Genomic DNA, 18,273 nt, shown 5'->3' on the forward strand with positions numbered 1-18,273 from the left:
GTCACGCCGCGCGGATGCCCGGCTCGCAGGGTAAGAGGGAGAACATCGCGTCACCGTTGCACGGCGCCGTCGCCCTCCGCTCCCGGGCCGCCGGCGCTCCCGGCCTCCGGTCCGGACAGCAGCGCCCGAGCGTGCTCGTCCGGGAACAGCCCGTCGCGCGCGACGTGGGCACGCAGCTCCTCCTCGGTCAGCGGGTGGACGTCCCGGTACCGGTCCCAGTCGTTCACGTAGACCGAGGCGGCCGTGGGGTCGTGCTCGTCCAGGGCGAGTTGGGCCCCGGTCATCACCTCGTGGAAGCTGTGGTGGCGCACGCCCACCATCACACTCAGCAGTCCCGCCCGGATCAGGGCGAGGTCCACGGGTACCCCGGCGACCCTCGTAAGCCGGGCCACGTGGGTGAGGATCCGGTGGGCGCTGCCCGAGGTGCCCGTCAGGACGAGGCCGGCGGAGTCCTCGGAGCTCTTCTGGAAGTCGGCGGACATGGGCAGTGTGTGGAGCAGGCCGGCGGGCGACCAGAGCAGGGCGCCGTCGCGGACCCCGAGACGGCGTTCGGCCGGGCTCAGCGCGGGCACGACCTCGTCCGGGCGCAGCGGCGTACGCAGCGGCGCCCTCAGCTCGTCCATCTCCTGCGCCTCGTCCTCGGGGTCGAGTTCGGCGGCGAGGAGCTCTTCGCGCTCCCGCTCGAAGCGCTCGCGCAGCTCGGTCTTGCGCCGGTCGAGGCGCTCCCGTGCGATCTCGGGATGCGGGGGCTCGACGCCTCCCATGAGGTGCGGGACGAGTTGCTTGGCGACGCCGTTGAACAGGAACGTCGCCCGCTCGCGCAGGTTGCCGGACTCCACGACCCTCGCGAGCTCCTCGTGCGAGGTGCCGACCGCACCGGCCTCCCCCTCCTTGTCGCTGCCGAACAGCCGGTAGTCCATGCCGCCGTGCAGGGCGATCAGCCAGAACGAACGCGCTACCTTGCCGAACTCCGCGTTGATGAGTTCGTTCCCGGCGAGGTGCGCGGCCAGCCGCTGCTCGAAGTGCAGGGCCTCCTCCGCGTAACGGATGCGTGCCAGGACCCAGTCGGGTGCGGCGGCCGGCTCCGCCGGGCCCGCGAAGTCCGCGTCCACGACGGGCGCGTCCCCGCCGGCGGGCGGCTCGAAGTGCGGGTTGGCGACGTACGGTCCGAGCGGGATGCCGTACGCCATCGGCTGCGCGCCGCGGATGTACCTGCGGTCGACGCCGCCGGGGAAGAGCACCTCCTCCTGGTCGGGGAAGGGGGAGGCCAGGCCCAGGGTGGCGTTGACGTCGATGCCGCCGGGGACCTGGATGTCGTAGCGCCAGCGGTAGCGGCGGTACAGGGCCTGGGCTCCCATGGGGTTCGCGCGGGCGCTGTCGCGCACGTAGTCGCGGTTCGGGGTGGCGCTCGCGAAGACGGTGTCCGGAACCAGGCTGCTGCCGCCGTAGACGTGGTCGATGAGGTGCACCATCTCGGGGCCGTACGGCTTGAGGCCCTCGCCGAAGACCTGCTCGGGCCCGTCGGGGCTGAAGCGGAACAGCGGGCCGTCGTGGTCGCGCCACAGCGCGTCGGGGAGGGTGCTGCCCGCCAGCGCGCCGGGGTCGGCCGCGACGGTGGCCGGGTCGACGGGCGGGGTCGGGCTGACCGGTCCGGTGGCGGGCCAGCCGACCGGTACGGGCACGGGGTCGGACGGGTCCGCCGTCGTCGGCACCGTCCGCATGCGGGAGGAGGCGACGAGTCCGCGGCCCGGCAGGTACCAGTCCCAGGCCGGGCCCTTGGAGTACACGGTGCCGGCCATGTCGGTGACACCGCCGGCGGACGGCCCGTCGGAGTTGTACTCGCCGCGCAGTCCGAGCGAGGCCATCTCGGCCACGAACACATGGAGGTCCGGATCGTCCTGGCCGTAGCCCCACACGGTGTGGCGGTCGCTGGACGCGGCAACCGGGAAGGCCTCGAGCGTCTCCTCGAAGCGACGGTCGAAACGGCCGTCCGCCGAGTAGGGCAGGGACGGTGCCGCCGGGGGCGTGCCGTCCGCGTCCAGGTCGTCGACGGCGGTGCCGGTGCTCGCGTTCCACTCCCCGGCCCTCGCCGTGTCCGTCGGGCCGGACGGTACGGCGGACGGCATCCGCGGCACGGTCCGGCGCCAGACGCCGGGCGGCGGTGCGTCGGAGGCCTCGGGGTCCCGCGTCGTTCCCGTGGTCGGGGTGCCCGGTGTCTCCGGCGGGAGGACCGTGACGACGCCCGGTCGTGTCCCGCTGCCCTCGGACACCCTGAACGCCCCGTCGTAACTCCACACGGTGCGGTCGTTCGTGAGGGAGAAGTGCCGCTGCGCGCTCGGCTGTCCCGTTCCGATGCCGGGGACCAGCAGCGCCAAGGGGCGGTGGTGGCCCGTCAGCGACAGCTCCGGGTCGGACTCCAGCAGCGCGAAGAACTCCCGCACGCCGACCGGCACGGTGCCGCCCGGCAGCCGCAGGACCACCTGCCCGGCGGCGTCCGTGTCCGCGTACACGAAGTACGGGGGAACGGCACCTGGCCGGGTCCACGGGGCGAACTCCGGCGGGCCGCTGTCCGCGTCGGCGCCGGTCCGGGCGGTGAGCAGCCGCGTGGGCTCCAGCCCGCCGGGGGTCGGAGTGGGGCCCCAGTTGCGTCCCTGGAGGGTGCCGGAGGGTGTGCGGATGCGGCCTTCGTGGGCGAACGCGCCCAGCGTCTCCAGGTGGAAGACGGCCAGTTCGCCGGGGTGGCCGAAGTTCCGGCCGGTGGCGAGGGCCTGCTCGGCCAGTTCCCTCAGCCGGGCCTCCGCGGAAGCGTCCCACGGGGTGTCGGCGGACAGGTGGAGCGCCGTGCGCCCGAGCTCCTCGCGTTCCGCGGGCGTCCTGGCGTCCATCAGGACCGCGGCACCGGTCATCGCCCACAGCGCGCGGGCGTACTCACGCGGTGTGAGCGGCCCGGTGGGCGTCCGCAGCACCGCCCGCACCGCCGCGTCGCCGCCCGAGGCCAGCCGGTCCGACGCGGTCCGCAGCGCGGGCACGTCCCACACGGCGGTGAGCGCGGCGTCCCGCGGCGCGGCGAGCGCACGGTCGAGCACGGCCTCGAAGTCGGCGGGTCGCGGGGCGGGCCCGTCGGACGTCGGCGCGAGGAGCTGCCACAGCTCCATGCGCAGCGGGGTGTACGCGCTGAGCGCCGGGTCGTTCGCGCGCAGCGTCTCCAGCGCTCCGATCCCGCGCAGCAGTCGCTCGTGACGGCCGCCCGGCTCACCGCGGTCGGCCTCGACGTCGTTGCCGAAGACCTGCCGCAGCGCCCGCACGAGGCGCAGGGCGCGCGGCCCCTCGTCGTCCCAGGCGGGAAGGCCGGTGGGCCGCGGGAGGGGAAGCAGGCCGGCCCTCGCGGCCAACTCCGCTGTCCCGTCGATCGGTTCGGGCAGGAAGGTCTCCATGCGCGCCAGGGTGCCGTCGGGTGTCGCCGCGAGCAGCCGCACGGTGTCGTTGTAGCCGGTCCTGCCGGTGGCCGCGGTGGTGGTGCGCCCGCTGTGGTTGGCGGCGTGCTGCGCGAGTGCGACCTCTTCGAGGGGGTCCTCGACGAGGGGCGCGGGCCTGATGAGGGACTGCTCGCGCCGCGGGTCGCCGGCCACCGCGCCGTAACAGCTCGCGACGTGCAGTTCGTCCCCGGCCGCCCGTGTGACCACCTCCGGCAGCCCGCCGATGTAGCGTCCGCCGTCCTCGGCGCCGAGCAGCAGCACCCGGCCGTCCTTGCGGACCAGCTTCAGCCCGCCGGGTACGCCGTGGGCGTGGAAGGTGTAGACGGACGCCTCCGGGTCCGGGGCGGTCTCCTCGGCGTCGACCGTGTGGAAGGTGTCGCCGAGGCGGAGCACGTGCGTGCGCTCCCGCATGCCCCGGTACAGCCTCAGCCGGCGTTCCCGCAACCGCCTGCGGCCGTCGTCCGGCATCGACTCGCGGCCTTCGAAGCGGTGGTCCGTCCCGACCAGTGGCCGGGTGTCCACGTCGCTGTCCCGGAACCGGACTCCGTCCACCGTGACCCACTCGCGGTCCGGTGAGCCTGTGGTCCCGTCCGACGGCGGATCGAACGGCACCCAGTCGCCGTACGCGTCGTCGGGGTCGGAGTCCACGAGCGACGGCACGTGGGCGTCGGCCGGGTCCGCGGTGACGTCCGCGGTGGTCCCGGTCCCGTCGGCGCCGGTCGTGTGGCCGAGGAGGCGTCCGTCGCCGCTGGGCGCCCAGACCCTCCGGCCCAGCCGTTCCGCCACGGCACGCGCCAACTGCCCGTACTGGGCGCCCGCGTACGGGCTCACCAGCACCACCGGGACGTCGCGCGGCATCGACGCCAGGACGGGATCGGCCGCCAGCACGTCCGCCAGCGCCCGCGGGCCGAGCTCCCGGCCGTCGGCGAACAGGTACTCGTCGTAGCCGGCCTCGGCCGCCACGACGTAGGCCGTGTCGCCCCACGGCGACGCCTCGTCGGAGACCCTCCGCAGCCGGCCGTCCCGCTGTTCGTGGAGCCGGATCCGCGAGGCGTCGACACTGGGGATGCCGGAGCCGGTCCAGTCGCGCCCGCGCGGAGCACCCTGGGCGTCGGTCATCAGGGTGGCGTCGGACAGCAGCGGGTCCGACGCCGCGTCGACCGGCTCCCGGGAGGTGGGCGAGGCGGTGGACGACGGTTCGGACGTGGCCGAGGAGGCGGGCGACGCCGGGCCGGAGACCGTGTCGGTCGCCGGGGCGAAGGCCCACTCGGGGTCGGACGGCAGCGTGCGGGCGGCCGGGTCCGCAGAGGCGGAGCGGCCGGCCGGTGGGCGCGTCGGGAGGGCGCCGGGACCGTCGTCGGTGGCCGGGTCGCCGGGGGCGGTGGTGCCCCGGCCGGTGGACCGGGGTACCGGCGCGGGGAGCGTACGGGGCGCGTCCCGGGGTGCGGAGTGCTGGAACGGGCGCGTCTCGTGCCAGACGTCCGCCCCGGGCACGTTCCCGACGGCGGCCGGGTCGTGCAGGGTCAGCACCGGCTGTCCGGAGTCGCCGGCCCCGGACAGGTCTGCGGGGAAGTCGGTCCACCACACGGTGCGGCCCAGCCGCTGGGCGAGCCGGTGGGCGACGTCCCCGGCGTCGGCGGGCGGTCCCGAGAACGCCAGGACGAGGGGTGTGTTCAGTTCGCTGCGCATCAACGGGATGTCGTTCGCGAGCAGGTCCAGGAACTCGCCGGTGGGCACGGCGGAGCTCTCACCGTCGTAGGACAGTCGGAGGAGGTCCGGGTCGTGCGCGTCGGGGGCGACCCGCACCAGGTACGGGACCGGTGTGCCAGGGCCCTGAGTCCACGGCGCGGCCACCACCCCGGCGGGCGTGCGGAACTGCGCCAGGTCCACGTCCGACGAGGGCAGCCCGCCGGTGAAGTCACGGCCGCCCCCGCGAGTGCCGTCCCGCACCGTGCGCACTCCGGTGGTGGTGTACGCGCCGGACTCCTCCAGGTCGTACGCCGCCGCCACGTCCGGGTCGGACGCCTGGCGGCCCACCGCGAAGGCGCGGGTGATCAGGTCCAGTGCCTGCTCGCGCTCCGTGTGGCCCAGCCGTGCGCCGGGGAGCAGATGGAGAGCCCGCGCGATGAAGGCGTCCTGGCCCTGGCCGGCCGCGAGCAGCGCCTCCTCGGCCTTGACCCGGGCCCAGAAGATGCGTGACCGCTCGGTCTCGCCGACCGCGTCGGGGTCGATCTCCAGGGCGGAGGCGGCCTCGTCCTCGGGATCGCCGTCCCGCATCCACCCGGCGGCGGCCTCGACCGCCGGCAGGTCCACGAACCCGACCAGCACGTCGCCGGGCCACATGGTCCACTGCTCGGCGGCGGCGGTCAGTACCCGGCGGGTGGCCTCCTGGTCCACGCCGGAGGCCGCGGCCGGGTGTGCCTCGACGACCCGGCGGAGCAGGTCCAGCGTGAACGGCCCTGCGGTGTCGAAGTCGGAGTCGGCGCGCCACATGTGGTCCACCGCCGCCGCGCCGCGCAGCAGATCACCGAAGTCGGCAGCCTCGTCGACATCGTGACCGAACGTCAGTCGCAGTGCCCGCACCAGGCGCAGGGTCCTCGCCCGCGTCTCCTCCGTGACGTGCCCGTCGGCCGGGCCGTATCCGGCGACCTCGGACAGGCGGTCGAGGTCGGCGCCGGCGGGCTCCGGCCTGAACAGGTCCCATGCCCGGTGCCGCCCCTGCGCGTCGGCGTACAGCGTGCGTGTGTAACGGCCGTTGGCCGACCGCGTGCCCTGCGAGCTGTATGCCAGGCGCACGGTGCGCCCCGTGCTGTTCGCCAGGTGCTGCCCCATGGACACGTCGCGCAGCGGGTCGGGAACGAACGGGCCGGGGAAGGCGTCGCCCACGGTGTTCGGGGCCGGCACCGCGCTGCCCCTGGGCGCTCCGCTCCAGCAGACCACGAGGTCGATCCAGTGGTCCGCGGGCAGGCTCGCCAGGCTCTTGCGGCGCCTGAGCCACGGTCCGGCCTCCCCCTCGTCGACCAGCCGGACGGTGCCGTCCCGCAGCGCGAGCTGGAGGAGACCGGGTTCGCCGTGCATGTCCAGGCGGTAGGCGGTGTCCTCGGGGCCCGGGCGCGGCAGGTCGTACTCCTGGGACATCCCGTCGGTGGCCGGGTAGTGGTGCACGAACGTCGTCATCCGGTCGAGGTGCCGGCCGTCCTCCTCGAAGTACTTCGCGTACTCGGCGGGGTGGTGCGAGGCGCGGCCGATCTGCTTCCCGCTCAGCGCGCTGACGATGGGCCGGGTGACCACGTCGCGGTGCCAGGCCGGTGCGTCGTCGTCGGGGTCGGGCGCGAGGCCGGGCTCGCTCGCGATCCAGTCACCCTGCGGGACCCCGGGGCGCCGTACGGTGTCGAGGGTGCTCGCCGCGCCCGGGGCCGAGTTGAGCATCACCTCGCCGCTGTGCGCCCACACCGTCAGACCCGTACGGTCCGCGAGCTTGCGCGGCAGGTCGAGGTAGCCGTCCCCGGCGAAGGGCGTGGCCAGCACGATCGGGGTGCCCTGGGCCAGGCCCTCCCCCGCCACGTCCGCCGCGACCAGCTCCACGAACTCGTCGACGTCCAACTCGCGCGTCGAGCCGTCCGGGAGCCGTGCCTCCACCCGGTCGTGCCCTCCGTCGGCGGCCACGACGTACGGGGTCACACCCTGCGGCCAGGGGGTCCGCACCGTGTCGAGGACGTCGTACGTGCCGGACGGGTCGTCCTCCAGCACGTCTCCCTGGGCGGTGTCCAGCTCCGCGACGGTGTCCTCGTCCCAGTTGAGGCCCGGTACGCGGCGGCCCTGGACGGTGAAGTGGCGTGCGCGGCCAGGGGCCCTGACGCCCAGTTCGGTGAGGTGGAAGGCGCCCAGCGCGGCGAGGCCCGTCGCCGCACCGGCCGCCGTGGCCCGTTCCACCAGTGCGAACAGTTCCGCGCGCCGGTCCTGTCCGACGCTCGCGGCGGGGTCGAGGTGCAGGACGCGGCGGGCGAGCGCGTCGACGTCCAGCGGGCGGTCGCGCAGCGACGGGTGGTGACGGCGCAGGGTGTCCAGCGTCTGCACCGCCGCCGCGTCCGGTGGCTGGGAGATGCCGAGGGTGGCCTGCCGGCCCAGCTCCGCGCGGGTCACGCCGTCGAGCGCGCCCGTACCCGTCCAGTCGGCGGGGACCCGTGTCACGCCCCGCGCCCCGACCGCGAAGTCGTCCACGGTCAGGCGCGGTTCGCCATCGGGGCGGTCCTGCTGGAGGTCGTCGAGCGCACGGGCCAGCAGCCGCCGGAACAGGGTGCGTGCGGCCTGGGCGCGCCGCCTGCCCGCGTCCGCCTGCTCGGTGGTGTTCGAGCTGTCGGTCCGGCGCGCGTCGGCCCCGTAGCCGGTGACGGCGACGCGCGGCAGTGAGGCGCCGGCCCGCTGGTTGCGCAGCCCCGCGGCGGCCACCTGGGACGCCAGCCTGCGCAGGGTGTCGGCGCCCGCCGCGGACGGGGTCATGAGCCCGTGCCCGTACGCCACCAGGCTGCGCGTCGGCAGGGCGGGCAGCGGGCGGGCCGTCGGCGGAGCGGCGGGGGCCGTGTACACCGGCGGGACGGGCGCCGGTGTCGAGGTCGTCTCCACGCCCTCCATGGGGTCTCCGACCGAGGAACGGGCTCTCGCGGGGGAGGCCGCCGTACCCGCGCCGGGCAGCGCGTCGCTCGCCGCGGCGGGGCCGTCCCCGGCCGGTACGGCGTCACCCGCCGGGCTCGCCGGTCGCGGCCCCGGCCCCGCGGGCAGCGGCGGCTCGACGGGGCGCGGGCCCTCCTGGGCACCGGTCGGGTCGACGGGCCGTGCCTCCTGCCAGTCGGCGGCCGTGGGGCTGGTCATGGTGACCAGCGAGTCGATGAGGGTGGGCACCGCGGTGCCCGTGTCGTCCGTCCCCGACAGGTCCGCCGGGAAGGGGCTCCACCACACGCTGCGGCCCAGCCGCTGGGCGACCACGTCCGCGAAGCCCGGCTCGGGCCCGCCGATTCCGCTCAGCACCAGGAGGACGGGGACGGTGAGGCCCTGTCGTGACAACTCGGGTTCGGCCGCCAGGAGTTCGGCGAACTCTGCGGCGGTCACCTCGTAGGAGGAGCCGCCGAAGCCCACCCGGAGGTGGTCGGGGTCCTGCATGTCCACGTACGCCAGTACGAGGTGGGGGACGGGCTTGTCCGTGCCGTACGCGTCCTGCCCGGCCCACGGGGCGTCCGCGAGCCCGCCCGGCGTCCGGAACCGGTCCAGGCCCGGCAGGGGCGACGCCCCGTCCGTCCAGTCCCGTCCGCCGCCCGTCGCGGAGCCCATCGTCGTCACCGGCGTGGACCGGTCGAAGGCGCCGCGCGTCTCCAGGTCGTACGCGGCGGCGACGTCGGGATCGCGCATGTCCCGGCCCGCCGCGAACCCCCGGGTCAGCAGGTCCAGTGCCTCGCCACGCAGCGCGTCGTCCACGTCGGCGCCGGGGTCGAGGTGCCGCACCCTCCGGGTGAGGGCGTCCGGGTCGGCCTCGGCCATTGTCTCCTCGGCCTTGACCCGTGCCCAGAACATCCGCGAGCGCTCGGTCGCGCCCACGTCGCCGGACCCGGAGAGCTTCAGTGCGGAGACGGCCGTTTCGTCCACCGCCGCCGTGTCCCGCAGCCACCGGGCGGCGGAGTGCGGTACGGGCAGGTCGACGAACCGGCTCAACGGCGGGGTGGCCCCGTGCTGCCACGCCTGTGCCGCCGCGGCGAGCACCAGGCGGGTGGCCCGGCGGTCGGCCCCGGAAGCGGCCTCCGGGCGGGCCCCGACCACCCGGCGCAGCAGGTCCGGGGAGAGCGGGCCGGTCGGGCCGAGGTCCGGATCGGCGTGCAGCATGTTGGCGAGCGCGCCGGCTCCGCGGACCAGGGTCGCGTACTCGGGTGCGTCCTCCACGTCGTGCCCGAGTAGCAGCCTCAGGGCCCGCACCACACGGAGCAGTTCGGCCCTGCTCCGCAGCGACGGCTCGCCCTCGAACCCGGCCGACGCCGCCAGCCTGTCCAGATCGGCCTCGTCGGGCTCCGGGCGGGCGGTCTCCCACCACCAGCGGCGCCCGCGCGCGTCGGTGAACAGCACCCGCACGGGGTCGTCCTGGTACCTGAAGGTCCCCTGCAAGGCGTAGGACAGCCGCACCGTGCGCCGTGTGGTGTTCGCCAGGTGCTGCCCCAGGGAGAGCGCCTCGTCCGCGAGCGGATCGGCGGCGAACGGCACGGGGTAGGAGTCGCCCGCCTGGGTGTGGTCCTGCACGGCGCTGTCCTGCGGGGTCGAGGAGTAGCAGACGACCATGTCGATCCAGTGGTCCGCGGGCAGGCTCGACAGGCTCTTGCGCCGCCGCAGCCACTCCCCCGCCTCGCGCCGGTCGGCCGTCCTCGACCCTCCTCCGGCCAGCGGCAGCACCAGGCTGCCGGGCAGGCCGTGGCCCGCCAGGTGGTACGCCTTGCCCTTCGGTCCCGGGTCAAGCAACGGCAGCTTGGCGGAGTACGTGCCGGTGGCCCGGTTGTAGTGGACGTACAGCGTCATCTGGTCGAGACGGCTGAAGGTGTCCTCACGCATCCCGGTGAGCTCTCCGGGCTCGTGCAGGCTGCGGCCGATCTGCTGCCCCGTCAGGGCGCTGACGACGGGCTGGGTGAGCACGTCGCGGTGCCAGTCCGGGGCGTCGTCGTCGGCGTCGGGCGCGAGGCCCGGCCGGACGGGGAGCCAGGTGCCGCGCGGCAGTCCGTCCCTGCTGATCACGGCGATGGTGATCGACACGGACGGATCGGGGTGGCGCCGCGCGAGGCCGCTGTGCACCCACACGGTACGGCCGGTGCGTTCGGCCAGCTTGCGCGGCAGGTCCAGGTAGCGGTCGCCGGCGAACGGGACGGCCAGCACGATCGGGGCCTCGGCCGGGAGGTTCCGCAACTCCGGGTCGGAGGCGACCAGCTCGGCGAAGTCGTCGGGACCGAGGTCCCGGGTCGTCCCGTCGGGCAGCCGCGCGGTCACCATGTCGTGGCGCCCGTCGGCGAGGACGGCGTACGGGGTCACGTCCCACGCCCACGGGGAGAAGTCCGTGTTCCCGGTGGGGGTGAAGCCGCCCGTCCCGTCGGACCGGAGGTCGTCCACCAAGATGCCGTCCAGTTCGGCGACGTCGGATCCGGCCCAGTTCAGGCCCGGCACCCGGCCTCCTCCCACGGAGACGTACCTGGCACGGTCGGCGGCGAGGACGCCCTCCTCCGCGAGGGCGAACGCCGCGAGAGCGGCCAGGCTGGAGGCCCGGCCGGCCGCGAGCGCCCGCTCGACCGTCGTGTACAGGTCCCTGCGCATCTCGGGGTCGACGAGGACGGAGGGGCCGAGGTGGAGGACGCGCCGGGCGACGGCGTCGACGTCGAACGGCCCGGTACGCAGCGACCGGTCCTCACGGCGCAGTGCGTCCAGCGCCTCGACCGCCGCCGCGTGCCCCGGTGAGGTGAGGGCGATGGTGGCCTGCCGGCCCAGGTCCGCGCGGCTCACCGCCTCCGGCATGTTCGCGGTGCCGCCCTGGGCGGGAAGGCGCGCACGGCCGCGCGAAGTGATCTTGAAGTCGTTCGGGGTCAGTCGCGTCCGCCCCGCAGGCAGGTTCGTCTGGAGGGCCCGCAGCGCTTCGTCGAGCTTCCGGACGAACAGGTCGTGCGCGGTCCGCGCGCGCTGGTCGCCCCGCTGCCGGGCGGCCTGCTCCCGCTCCCGCGCCGTGCCGGCCTGGCGGGCGTCGGCGCCGAATCCGGCGATGTCGATCCTCGGCATCGGCACCCGGGTGCGCAGGTTGCGAAGACCGGCCCTGGCGACCCGGCGCGCCAGCCGTTCGACGCTCTCCTCCGCGTCGCCCGAGGGCCGCGTCTCCCCCTGGGCGTAGGTCACGAGGCTCAGCCGGGGCAGCGGGGCGAGCGGCCGGGCCGAGGCGGCGGCCGCCGGTGCGGCGAACACCGGCTGTCCGCTGCCCGTATCGAGCGCGGTCAGGTCAGGGACGGTCGGGTCGGCGTCGGTCATGTCGAGGTCGGCCCGGTCGGCTTCGGGCAGGCCGAGGTCGAGGTCGAAGTCGAAGCCACCGGCGTCGAGATCGTTCCAGGCCGACAGGTCGAAGTCACCGAAGTCGACGCCGCCCAGGGCAGGGTCGTCCAGCATCGACATGTCGAAGTCCGGCATGTCGAAGTCCGGCATGTCGGAGTCGGCGCCCGACTGCGCCACCGGTACGGGCGCAGCCTGCGTCGTGTCCGTGGCGGGAGCGGTCCAGCGTTGCCGCAGTCCGAGGCCGGAGCGGAGGGTGTCGGCCAGCTCCGTGGCGGACGCCGGCACGGCCTCCGTGCCGGTCCAGGCGCCCAGCAGGTGGTCGGCGACCTGGCGCACCGCGCGGCGGAAGCCGTCACCGGCGTACCGGGAGTCGGCGATGGCCGCGTGCGGCTCCGCCGGCAGCACCAGGGAGACGGCGGCGTCCCACGCCCTCGTGGTGCCGCTCCCGCCCGTGTCCTGGGGTGCGGTGCCCTCGAAGTCGGCGTACGCCCGTGCCCACAGCCGACGTGACGCGTGAGCGGCGGCGGTGTCCAGCGCGTCCGGCCACGCACCGGTCCCCGCCATCCGCACCCGGGCCAGGTCCAGCGGCGACAACGCGTCCGCGGGCAGCCGGTCGTCGCCGCGCAGCATCATCTCGGTCCGCAGGCCGACGGAGAGCGTGACGCCCGCGGCCTCCAGCTCCTGCGGGCCCACGGTCTCGCCCGGGGAGGGCCGCGGCAGTGCGGGCGGCAGATCGGCGTCGGTCAACTCTGCGGCGATCCAACGGCGTTCGGCGGAGTCCCGAGGGACGACCGGGGCCGCTTCGTCGGCGCCGGAAGCGTCGTCCCGAACTGCCCCGCGCGCCGCACCCGGTACGTCCGGTGCGGCGCCCAGGAGCCACAGTCGCGTCTCGGCCTCCTCCAGTCGGCGGCGCACCCCGTCGACCTCCGCCCAGGCGTCGGCCACGGCGGTCCCGTCACCGCTGATCCGCTCCGTCGTCGCGGCCTCGGCCGCGGCCTGGACGAGCGCGCTCAGCGCCCGCGCGTGCGCGTCCCGGGCGGCGACGAGGTCCGGGTCGGCGGCCTCGTCGACGACGGCGTCGGCCGCGCGGGCCCCGGCGGGCGGGGAGGTGTGCGCGGCCTTGCGGGGCGGCTTCGCGTTGGTGGCCGTCGGCGCGCCCGTGGAGCCGTCGCCCTCGGCGCGCGTGATCCGCCCCCAGCCGCCCACCGTGGCGGGCTGCCCGTCGGGTCCGGGCAGCACCGCGACCGTGTACGTCCCGGTCGCCGGGTCGTGGTGGAGCGTGGTGGCGCTGTCGGTGGCCCACCAGTTCCGGGCCGAGTTCCGGGCACCCTCACCCGGGACGCTGCCCTCGGCAGGCCGCCCGCCGGACGGCCTGCCGTGCGGAACCACCGCGATGACCTCGGCGTACCCGTCCTCGGAGAGCAGCTCCGGATCGCGGAAGACCAGTTCGCCGAAGTCGCTGGGCGGCACCGGTCCCTGCATCCGCAGCCCGTCGGCGTCACCGTCGGCGACGTACACGAAGGGCGTCGGGCGGTGCGGGTCGGCTGTCCAGGGCGCGGGCTGGGTGCCGACGGGTACGAGCGAACCGTCGGGCGCGTATCCCAGCAGGGTGACGACGCTCGGGTCGAACGTGCCCTGCGGCCGGGGTGCGCCGTCCAGCGCGCGCCCCCAGGCCGTGCCGTCCTCGTCCGTCAGCACCCGGTCGGACCCCAGAGCGCCCTGCTGCTCCAGGTGGTAGGCGGCCACCTCGCTGAGCTGCCACGGGTCGCGGCCGACGGCCGCCGCCTGCCGGGCCAGCAGGACCGCTTCGTTGAACCGCGCCGGGTCCGGGGCGGGCAGGTGCAGCACCCGGGCGGCGAACGCGCCCGGATCCACCTGGCCGGTCATCAGGGCGACCTTGAACGACGCCCACAGCACCCGCGACCACTCCGCCTCGCCCACCGGCGCCGAGGCGTCGAGCCCCAGGATCCGCCGGGCGAAGTCCTCGCGGTGGGGCGCGGAGGCGAGGCCTGCCAGCATGTGGACCAGGTTCGGCAGCCCGATCCAGCCGGTCAGGGGGGTCCTCTGGCCCGCGTCCCACCGCCGGGCCGCCTCGGCCAGGAGGCTCCGGTGGCTGTCCGGAGTGAACTGCGGGGTCTGCCCCGGCGGGAGCCCGGCCGCGTGGTAGCCGGTCAGGACCTGCTCGTACAGGTCGAGGGTGAACCGGCGCGCGCCGTCGCGGTCCAGGTGCGGATCTGCCTCGCGCATCAGGTCGAGCGCGCCGATGCCGCGCAGCAGCTCCGGGTACTCCGGGGTCTCGTCGATCGTGGAGCCGAAGATCTGGCGCAGCGCCCGGACCAGCCGCAGGGTCCGCTCCTGTACCGCCTCGGAGGCCGGACCGGGGCCGTGGTGCAGCCCGGCGTCACGGGCCCGCCGGTCCAGCGCGTCCCCGGTGGGCTCCGGCCGGAACATGACCCACGGGTAGGCGCGGCCCCGCGCGTCCGTCTGAAGGCTGAGGTACGCCTCCTGGGCGCCGTCCCGCGACTGGACGGCGGCGTTCATCAGGGAGGTCGCGAACACCGTGCGGCCCGTCTCGTTGGCCGTGTCCTGGCCGACCGCGACGGCCGCGAGCGGGTCGGGCACGAAGGGCAGCGGACCGTCGATGTGCAGCCCGTGCATCTCGCCGATCCCGGGGGGCGCCGCGGCGTAGCAGACGAGCAGCACCACGGGGTGCTCGGGGGCGAGGGAGGCCAGGCTGCGGCGGCGGGCCAGCCTACGGGCGAACTGCGGCCCGTCCTCGGTCCGCTCCCCCTGCGGGGTGTGCCAGGTGACGGAGCCCGGCAGCCCGTGGTTGTTGGGGAAGTACGGTGCGGGCAGGTTGAGTTCGGCCCAGGGAACGGGCGACGTGGCGCCCTGGGGGTCGTAGGCGGTGCGCTGGAGGATGTAGGACGTGGCCGTGCCCAGCCGACTGTGCGTCAGCGTCCGCGACCAGCCGCCGTCGGCCGAGTCGGCGAGGTCCATGGAGATGTAGCCCGTGGACCGGTGGCCGTGGTGGGCGACGGAGAGGGAGCTGATCCCGTCGCCCGTCGGGTCTTCGGATGAAGTGGACTGTGCCGCAGGGGTGTTGGCGAACCACTGACCCCGCGGCGCCTGCTTCTCCTCGTCCAGCAGCAGGATCACCGAGCGGTCCGGGGCGCTCGGGAGGCGCCCGATCGCCGACCGGCCGGTGGTGGCCCACACCTCTCTGCCGAGCCGGTCGGAGAGCCCGCGCGGCAGGTCCAGGGACGCGGCTCCGGACCGGGCGACGTGCAGCAGCAGCGGTCCCGGACGGCCCGTCAGGTTCCGGTCGAGGGCCATCAGCTCGTGGAGGACCTCGGGCGGTACCGGACGCGCGAAGCCGCCGAGCCCGCGCACCACGACCGCGTCGGACCGCCCGCCGAGCAGCACGAGGTACGGGTCGGGGTGGCCAGGTGTGGGGAGCCAGGGCGCGGTCTCGGGGCCAGTGTGGCCCGTCGTGCCGTCGGGGGCGCGCGAGATCCGGCCGGTGCCGCCCGGGTCGAAGTCGGCCGGCAGCGGTTGCCCGAGCCAGTTCCACCCGCGCGGGCGGCCCTGGGCGTCGGTGAGCCGGAAGTCCGCGTGGAAGGCGCCGCGTTGGGCGAGGTAGTGGGCGGACAGCGCGGCCGGCGTGGTGGCGTCGGCGGTGAACGGTGCCGTCGCCAGCCGCACCAGGGCGCCCCGCGCCGAGGCGTTCACCGTGTCGGCGGGCCCGAGCAGCAGCACCCGGCGGACCAGCGCGTCCAGGTCCAGGAAGCCGCCGCGCAGCGCCGGGTCGGAGGCCCGCAGCCGGTCGAGGCGCTCCAGCCCCTCGGCGGCCCGCTCCCGGTCGACGCCGTTCAGGGCGCCGAGGCCGTACAGCGCGTCGAGGACCGCCTCGCGGTGCCGCTCGGCGTCGTCGGGCGACACCTGCTGGGGGGTGCCGGTGGCGCCCTGGTGCGGGCCGGACGGGTTCGGCATCTGCGACACCGGGTGGTTCGGCTCGGAGGCGACCGGCCGGGTGTGGACCGGACGGTGCGGGAGCGCCCCGCGGACGCGCGGGCCGTCCTCGCGCACGACGGTGCCGGCGGCGGACCTCGGCTCCAGTTCCTCCAGCAGGGCGTCGGCGTGCTCGTCGGGGAAGAGCCCGTCCCGCGCGACGTTCTCCCGCAGCTCACGCTCGCCGAAGGGGTGGATGTTCCAGTAACGGCCCCAGTTGTCGGTGTAGTCCAGGGCGGGGTCGTGGCCGGGTACGCCGTCCAGGGCGAGCTGGGCGCCGCGCATCACCTCGTGGGCGGTGTGGTGGCCCACCGTCAGCGAGATGGCCAGCATCCCGGCCCGGATCAGGCCGAGGTCCAGGTCGATGCCCCACTGGTCCCGCATCCGGGCGGCGTGCAGCAGGAAGCGGTACGTGGATCCGGCGGTTCCGGTCGCCACCAGACCGCCGGAGTCCTCGGAACGCCCCTGGAAGTCGGCGTTCATCGCGATGTCGTACACCGAGGTCGCCGGCATCCAGGTCAGCCCGGCGTCGCCGACCGCGAACCGGCGCTCCGCCTCGCTCAACGGCGGACGCGCCTCGTCAGGACGCGCGGGGTCGGACACGGGCTGCGGCAGCTCCGCGACCGCCGCCTCCTTCTCGGCCAGGGTCATGTCCGAGGCCTGGATCTCCATGGCTCGGCGCATGTACTCCGCGTAGGCCTCCCGCTGCCGGCGGCTCGGCCGTTCGGCGGCGATCTGCGGATGCTGCTCCTCGGCGCCGCCGAGCATCTCCGGTACGAGGTCGCTGGAGATCCCCTCGTAGAGGAACGCCACCAGCTCCCGCAGGTTCCCGCTCCTCAGCACCCGCTGGAGCGCCTCGCGGGACTTGCCGACGACGCCCGCCTTGAACTTGCTGGTGTCACCGAACGTCGCCAGCGCGCGCGGGTGCCGCTGGCGCGCCTCCGCCCACGCGGCACTCGCCATCTTCCGGAACTCGGCGGTCACCGCCTCGTTCTCGGCCAGGTACTCACCCAGCCGCTTGTCGAAGGCGACGGACTCCTCGGCGTAGCGGATGCGCGCCAGGACCCACGGGGGCGCGTCGCTGTTCCTGCGGTCCGGACTCGGCTGCGCGGTACGGCCCGGTGGCCGGGACCTGCCGCGCTCGGGCGTGGCGGCGGAGTCGGCGCTCGTGGGCCGGCGGTCCGACGGTCCGACGGACGGCTCGGACTCGGCGGCCGGCGGCCTGGTGGCCGACGGCTCGGCGGTCGGGGCGGTCGTCGGCCGCGTGACGGCGGGTTCCTCGGACGGGGCCGGCTCACCGGTGGGCGTGGTGCGGCCGGAAGGACCGGGCGTGACCTGGCGGCGATCGTCGACCTCGATCGTCACCAGGCGTCCCTGGTCCGGGTCGACGGCCCTGCGCACCCGCTTGGCGGACTTGGTCAGACCGAAGTCCCGTACACCGACGTGCGGTCCGCTCACCCCGGTCTGGAAGGTCCTCAGGACCTGGGCCAGCCTGGTCGCCAGGGCCTTGGCCACGGCGTCGGCGCGCGCCTGGCCGCTGGACTGCGAGCGGTTGCCGTGGCCGGTGACGGTGATCGTCGGCATGGGCAGTCCGTGGGCCCGGTTCCACAGCCCCGCGCGTGCCAGCGCCTGGGCCAGGCCGTCGATCGTGTCGGCCGCGTCCGCGGGGGTGCCGTGCTCCTTCTCCTCGAAGCGGACCACGTGCTGGTGCCGGCGCGGGGTGTGGCCGTGCAGCACCACCGTCGTCAGCGGGTTGGCCACAGCGGGCGAACCCGTCGACAGCAGAGCCGCGTTGACCTCGTGCGCCGACTCCCCCGGCCGCTTGCTGTACGCCCGGAAGGACCAGAGGTCCTTGTTGTCGATCACCGGCGCGGCGGCCCGGATCAGCTCCTTGGCGCGGGAGCGCGCCACGGCCACCTCACGCAGCGCCAGGGCGTGTTCGGGGCGGTCCTCGTCGAAGTACCAGGGCAGTTGCTCCGCCTGGTGCACGTCGGCGAGGGCCCTGGCCGCCTTGGCGAAGGCCTCCAGGCGGGAGATCCGTGCCTCGTCGGCACCACCGCGGCGCGCCTCGGCGAGGCTGCGCTCGGCTCCGGCGGCCAGCGCGGTGAGTTCGTCCTCGCCGTAGCGGTCGAGGTTGTCGTCGATGACCTCGTCGAGGGCGTCGTCCGGGATCTCGCTCCGGGAGTGGGTCTCGTTCTCCAGCGTGAACTGGTGGGTGCCGTCCTCGCTCGCCAGCACCACCTGCGCGAAGTGGTACGGGGCGTGCGGGCCCACCCGGTCGCCGGGCTTGGCGTGGTTGTGCGTGAACAACTGCGCGCCGCTGTCGTTCGTGGTGCTGACCGACTGGATCAGGTAGCCCTCGCCGACGCCCGCCCAGGCGTACTCGTTGACGCCGATGCGCCGCGCCGCCATGGCCAGTCGGGTGCGCGGCGGATTGTCCTGGGGCTCGTAGCTGAGGGCACGGCCGTAACGCTCGCCGGGTGTGGGGGCGCCCACCACACCACCGGTGAAGCGGTTGTCCAGACCGGCCCGGCGAGCGGCCCAGCGGGGATTGACGTCGACGGCGGGGTCCGTGCCCTCGGCGACCTCGGCCAGCGCCTGGGCCAGGTGGTGCGTACCGGTGACCTCCCGGCCGTGCATCCCGTTCACCGGGGCAGTGGCGACGAGGCCGCCGGTGGGACCCCGGAAGGCGATGTGGGACAGGGGCGCGGCCGCCTCACCGGCCACCATC

The 18,273-nt window shown here is 75.3% G+C and carries 1 protein-coding gene (running past one end of the window); it reads right to left on the bottom strand.

Going from position 1 to position 18,273, the window contains the following annotated elements:
• Positions 1 to 50: 50 nt before the first annotated feature.
• Positions 51 to 18,273, bottom strand: the end of a protein-coding gene (locus AB0I83_RS18785) for a lonely Cys domain-containing protein (RefSeq protein WP_363305379.1). 19,532 nt of this gene lie beyond the right edge of the window; the window shows 18,223 of its 37,755 coding nt (coding positions 19,533-37,755); the start codon falls outside the window, past its right edge; the stop codon is at positions 51 to 53.

Source organism: Streptomyces sp. NPDC049970, assembly GCF_040660235.1.
Taxonomy (GTDB): Bacteria; Actinomycetota; Actinomycetes; order Streptomycetales; family Streptomycetaceae; genus Streptomyces.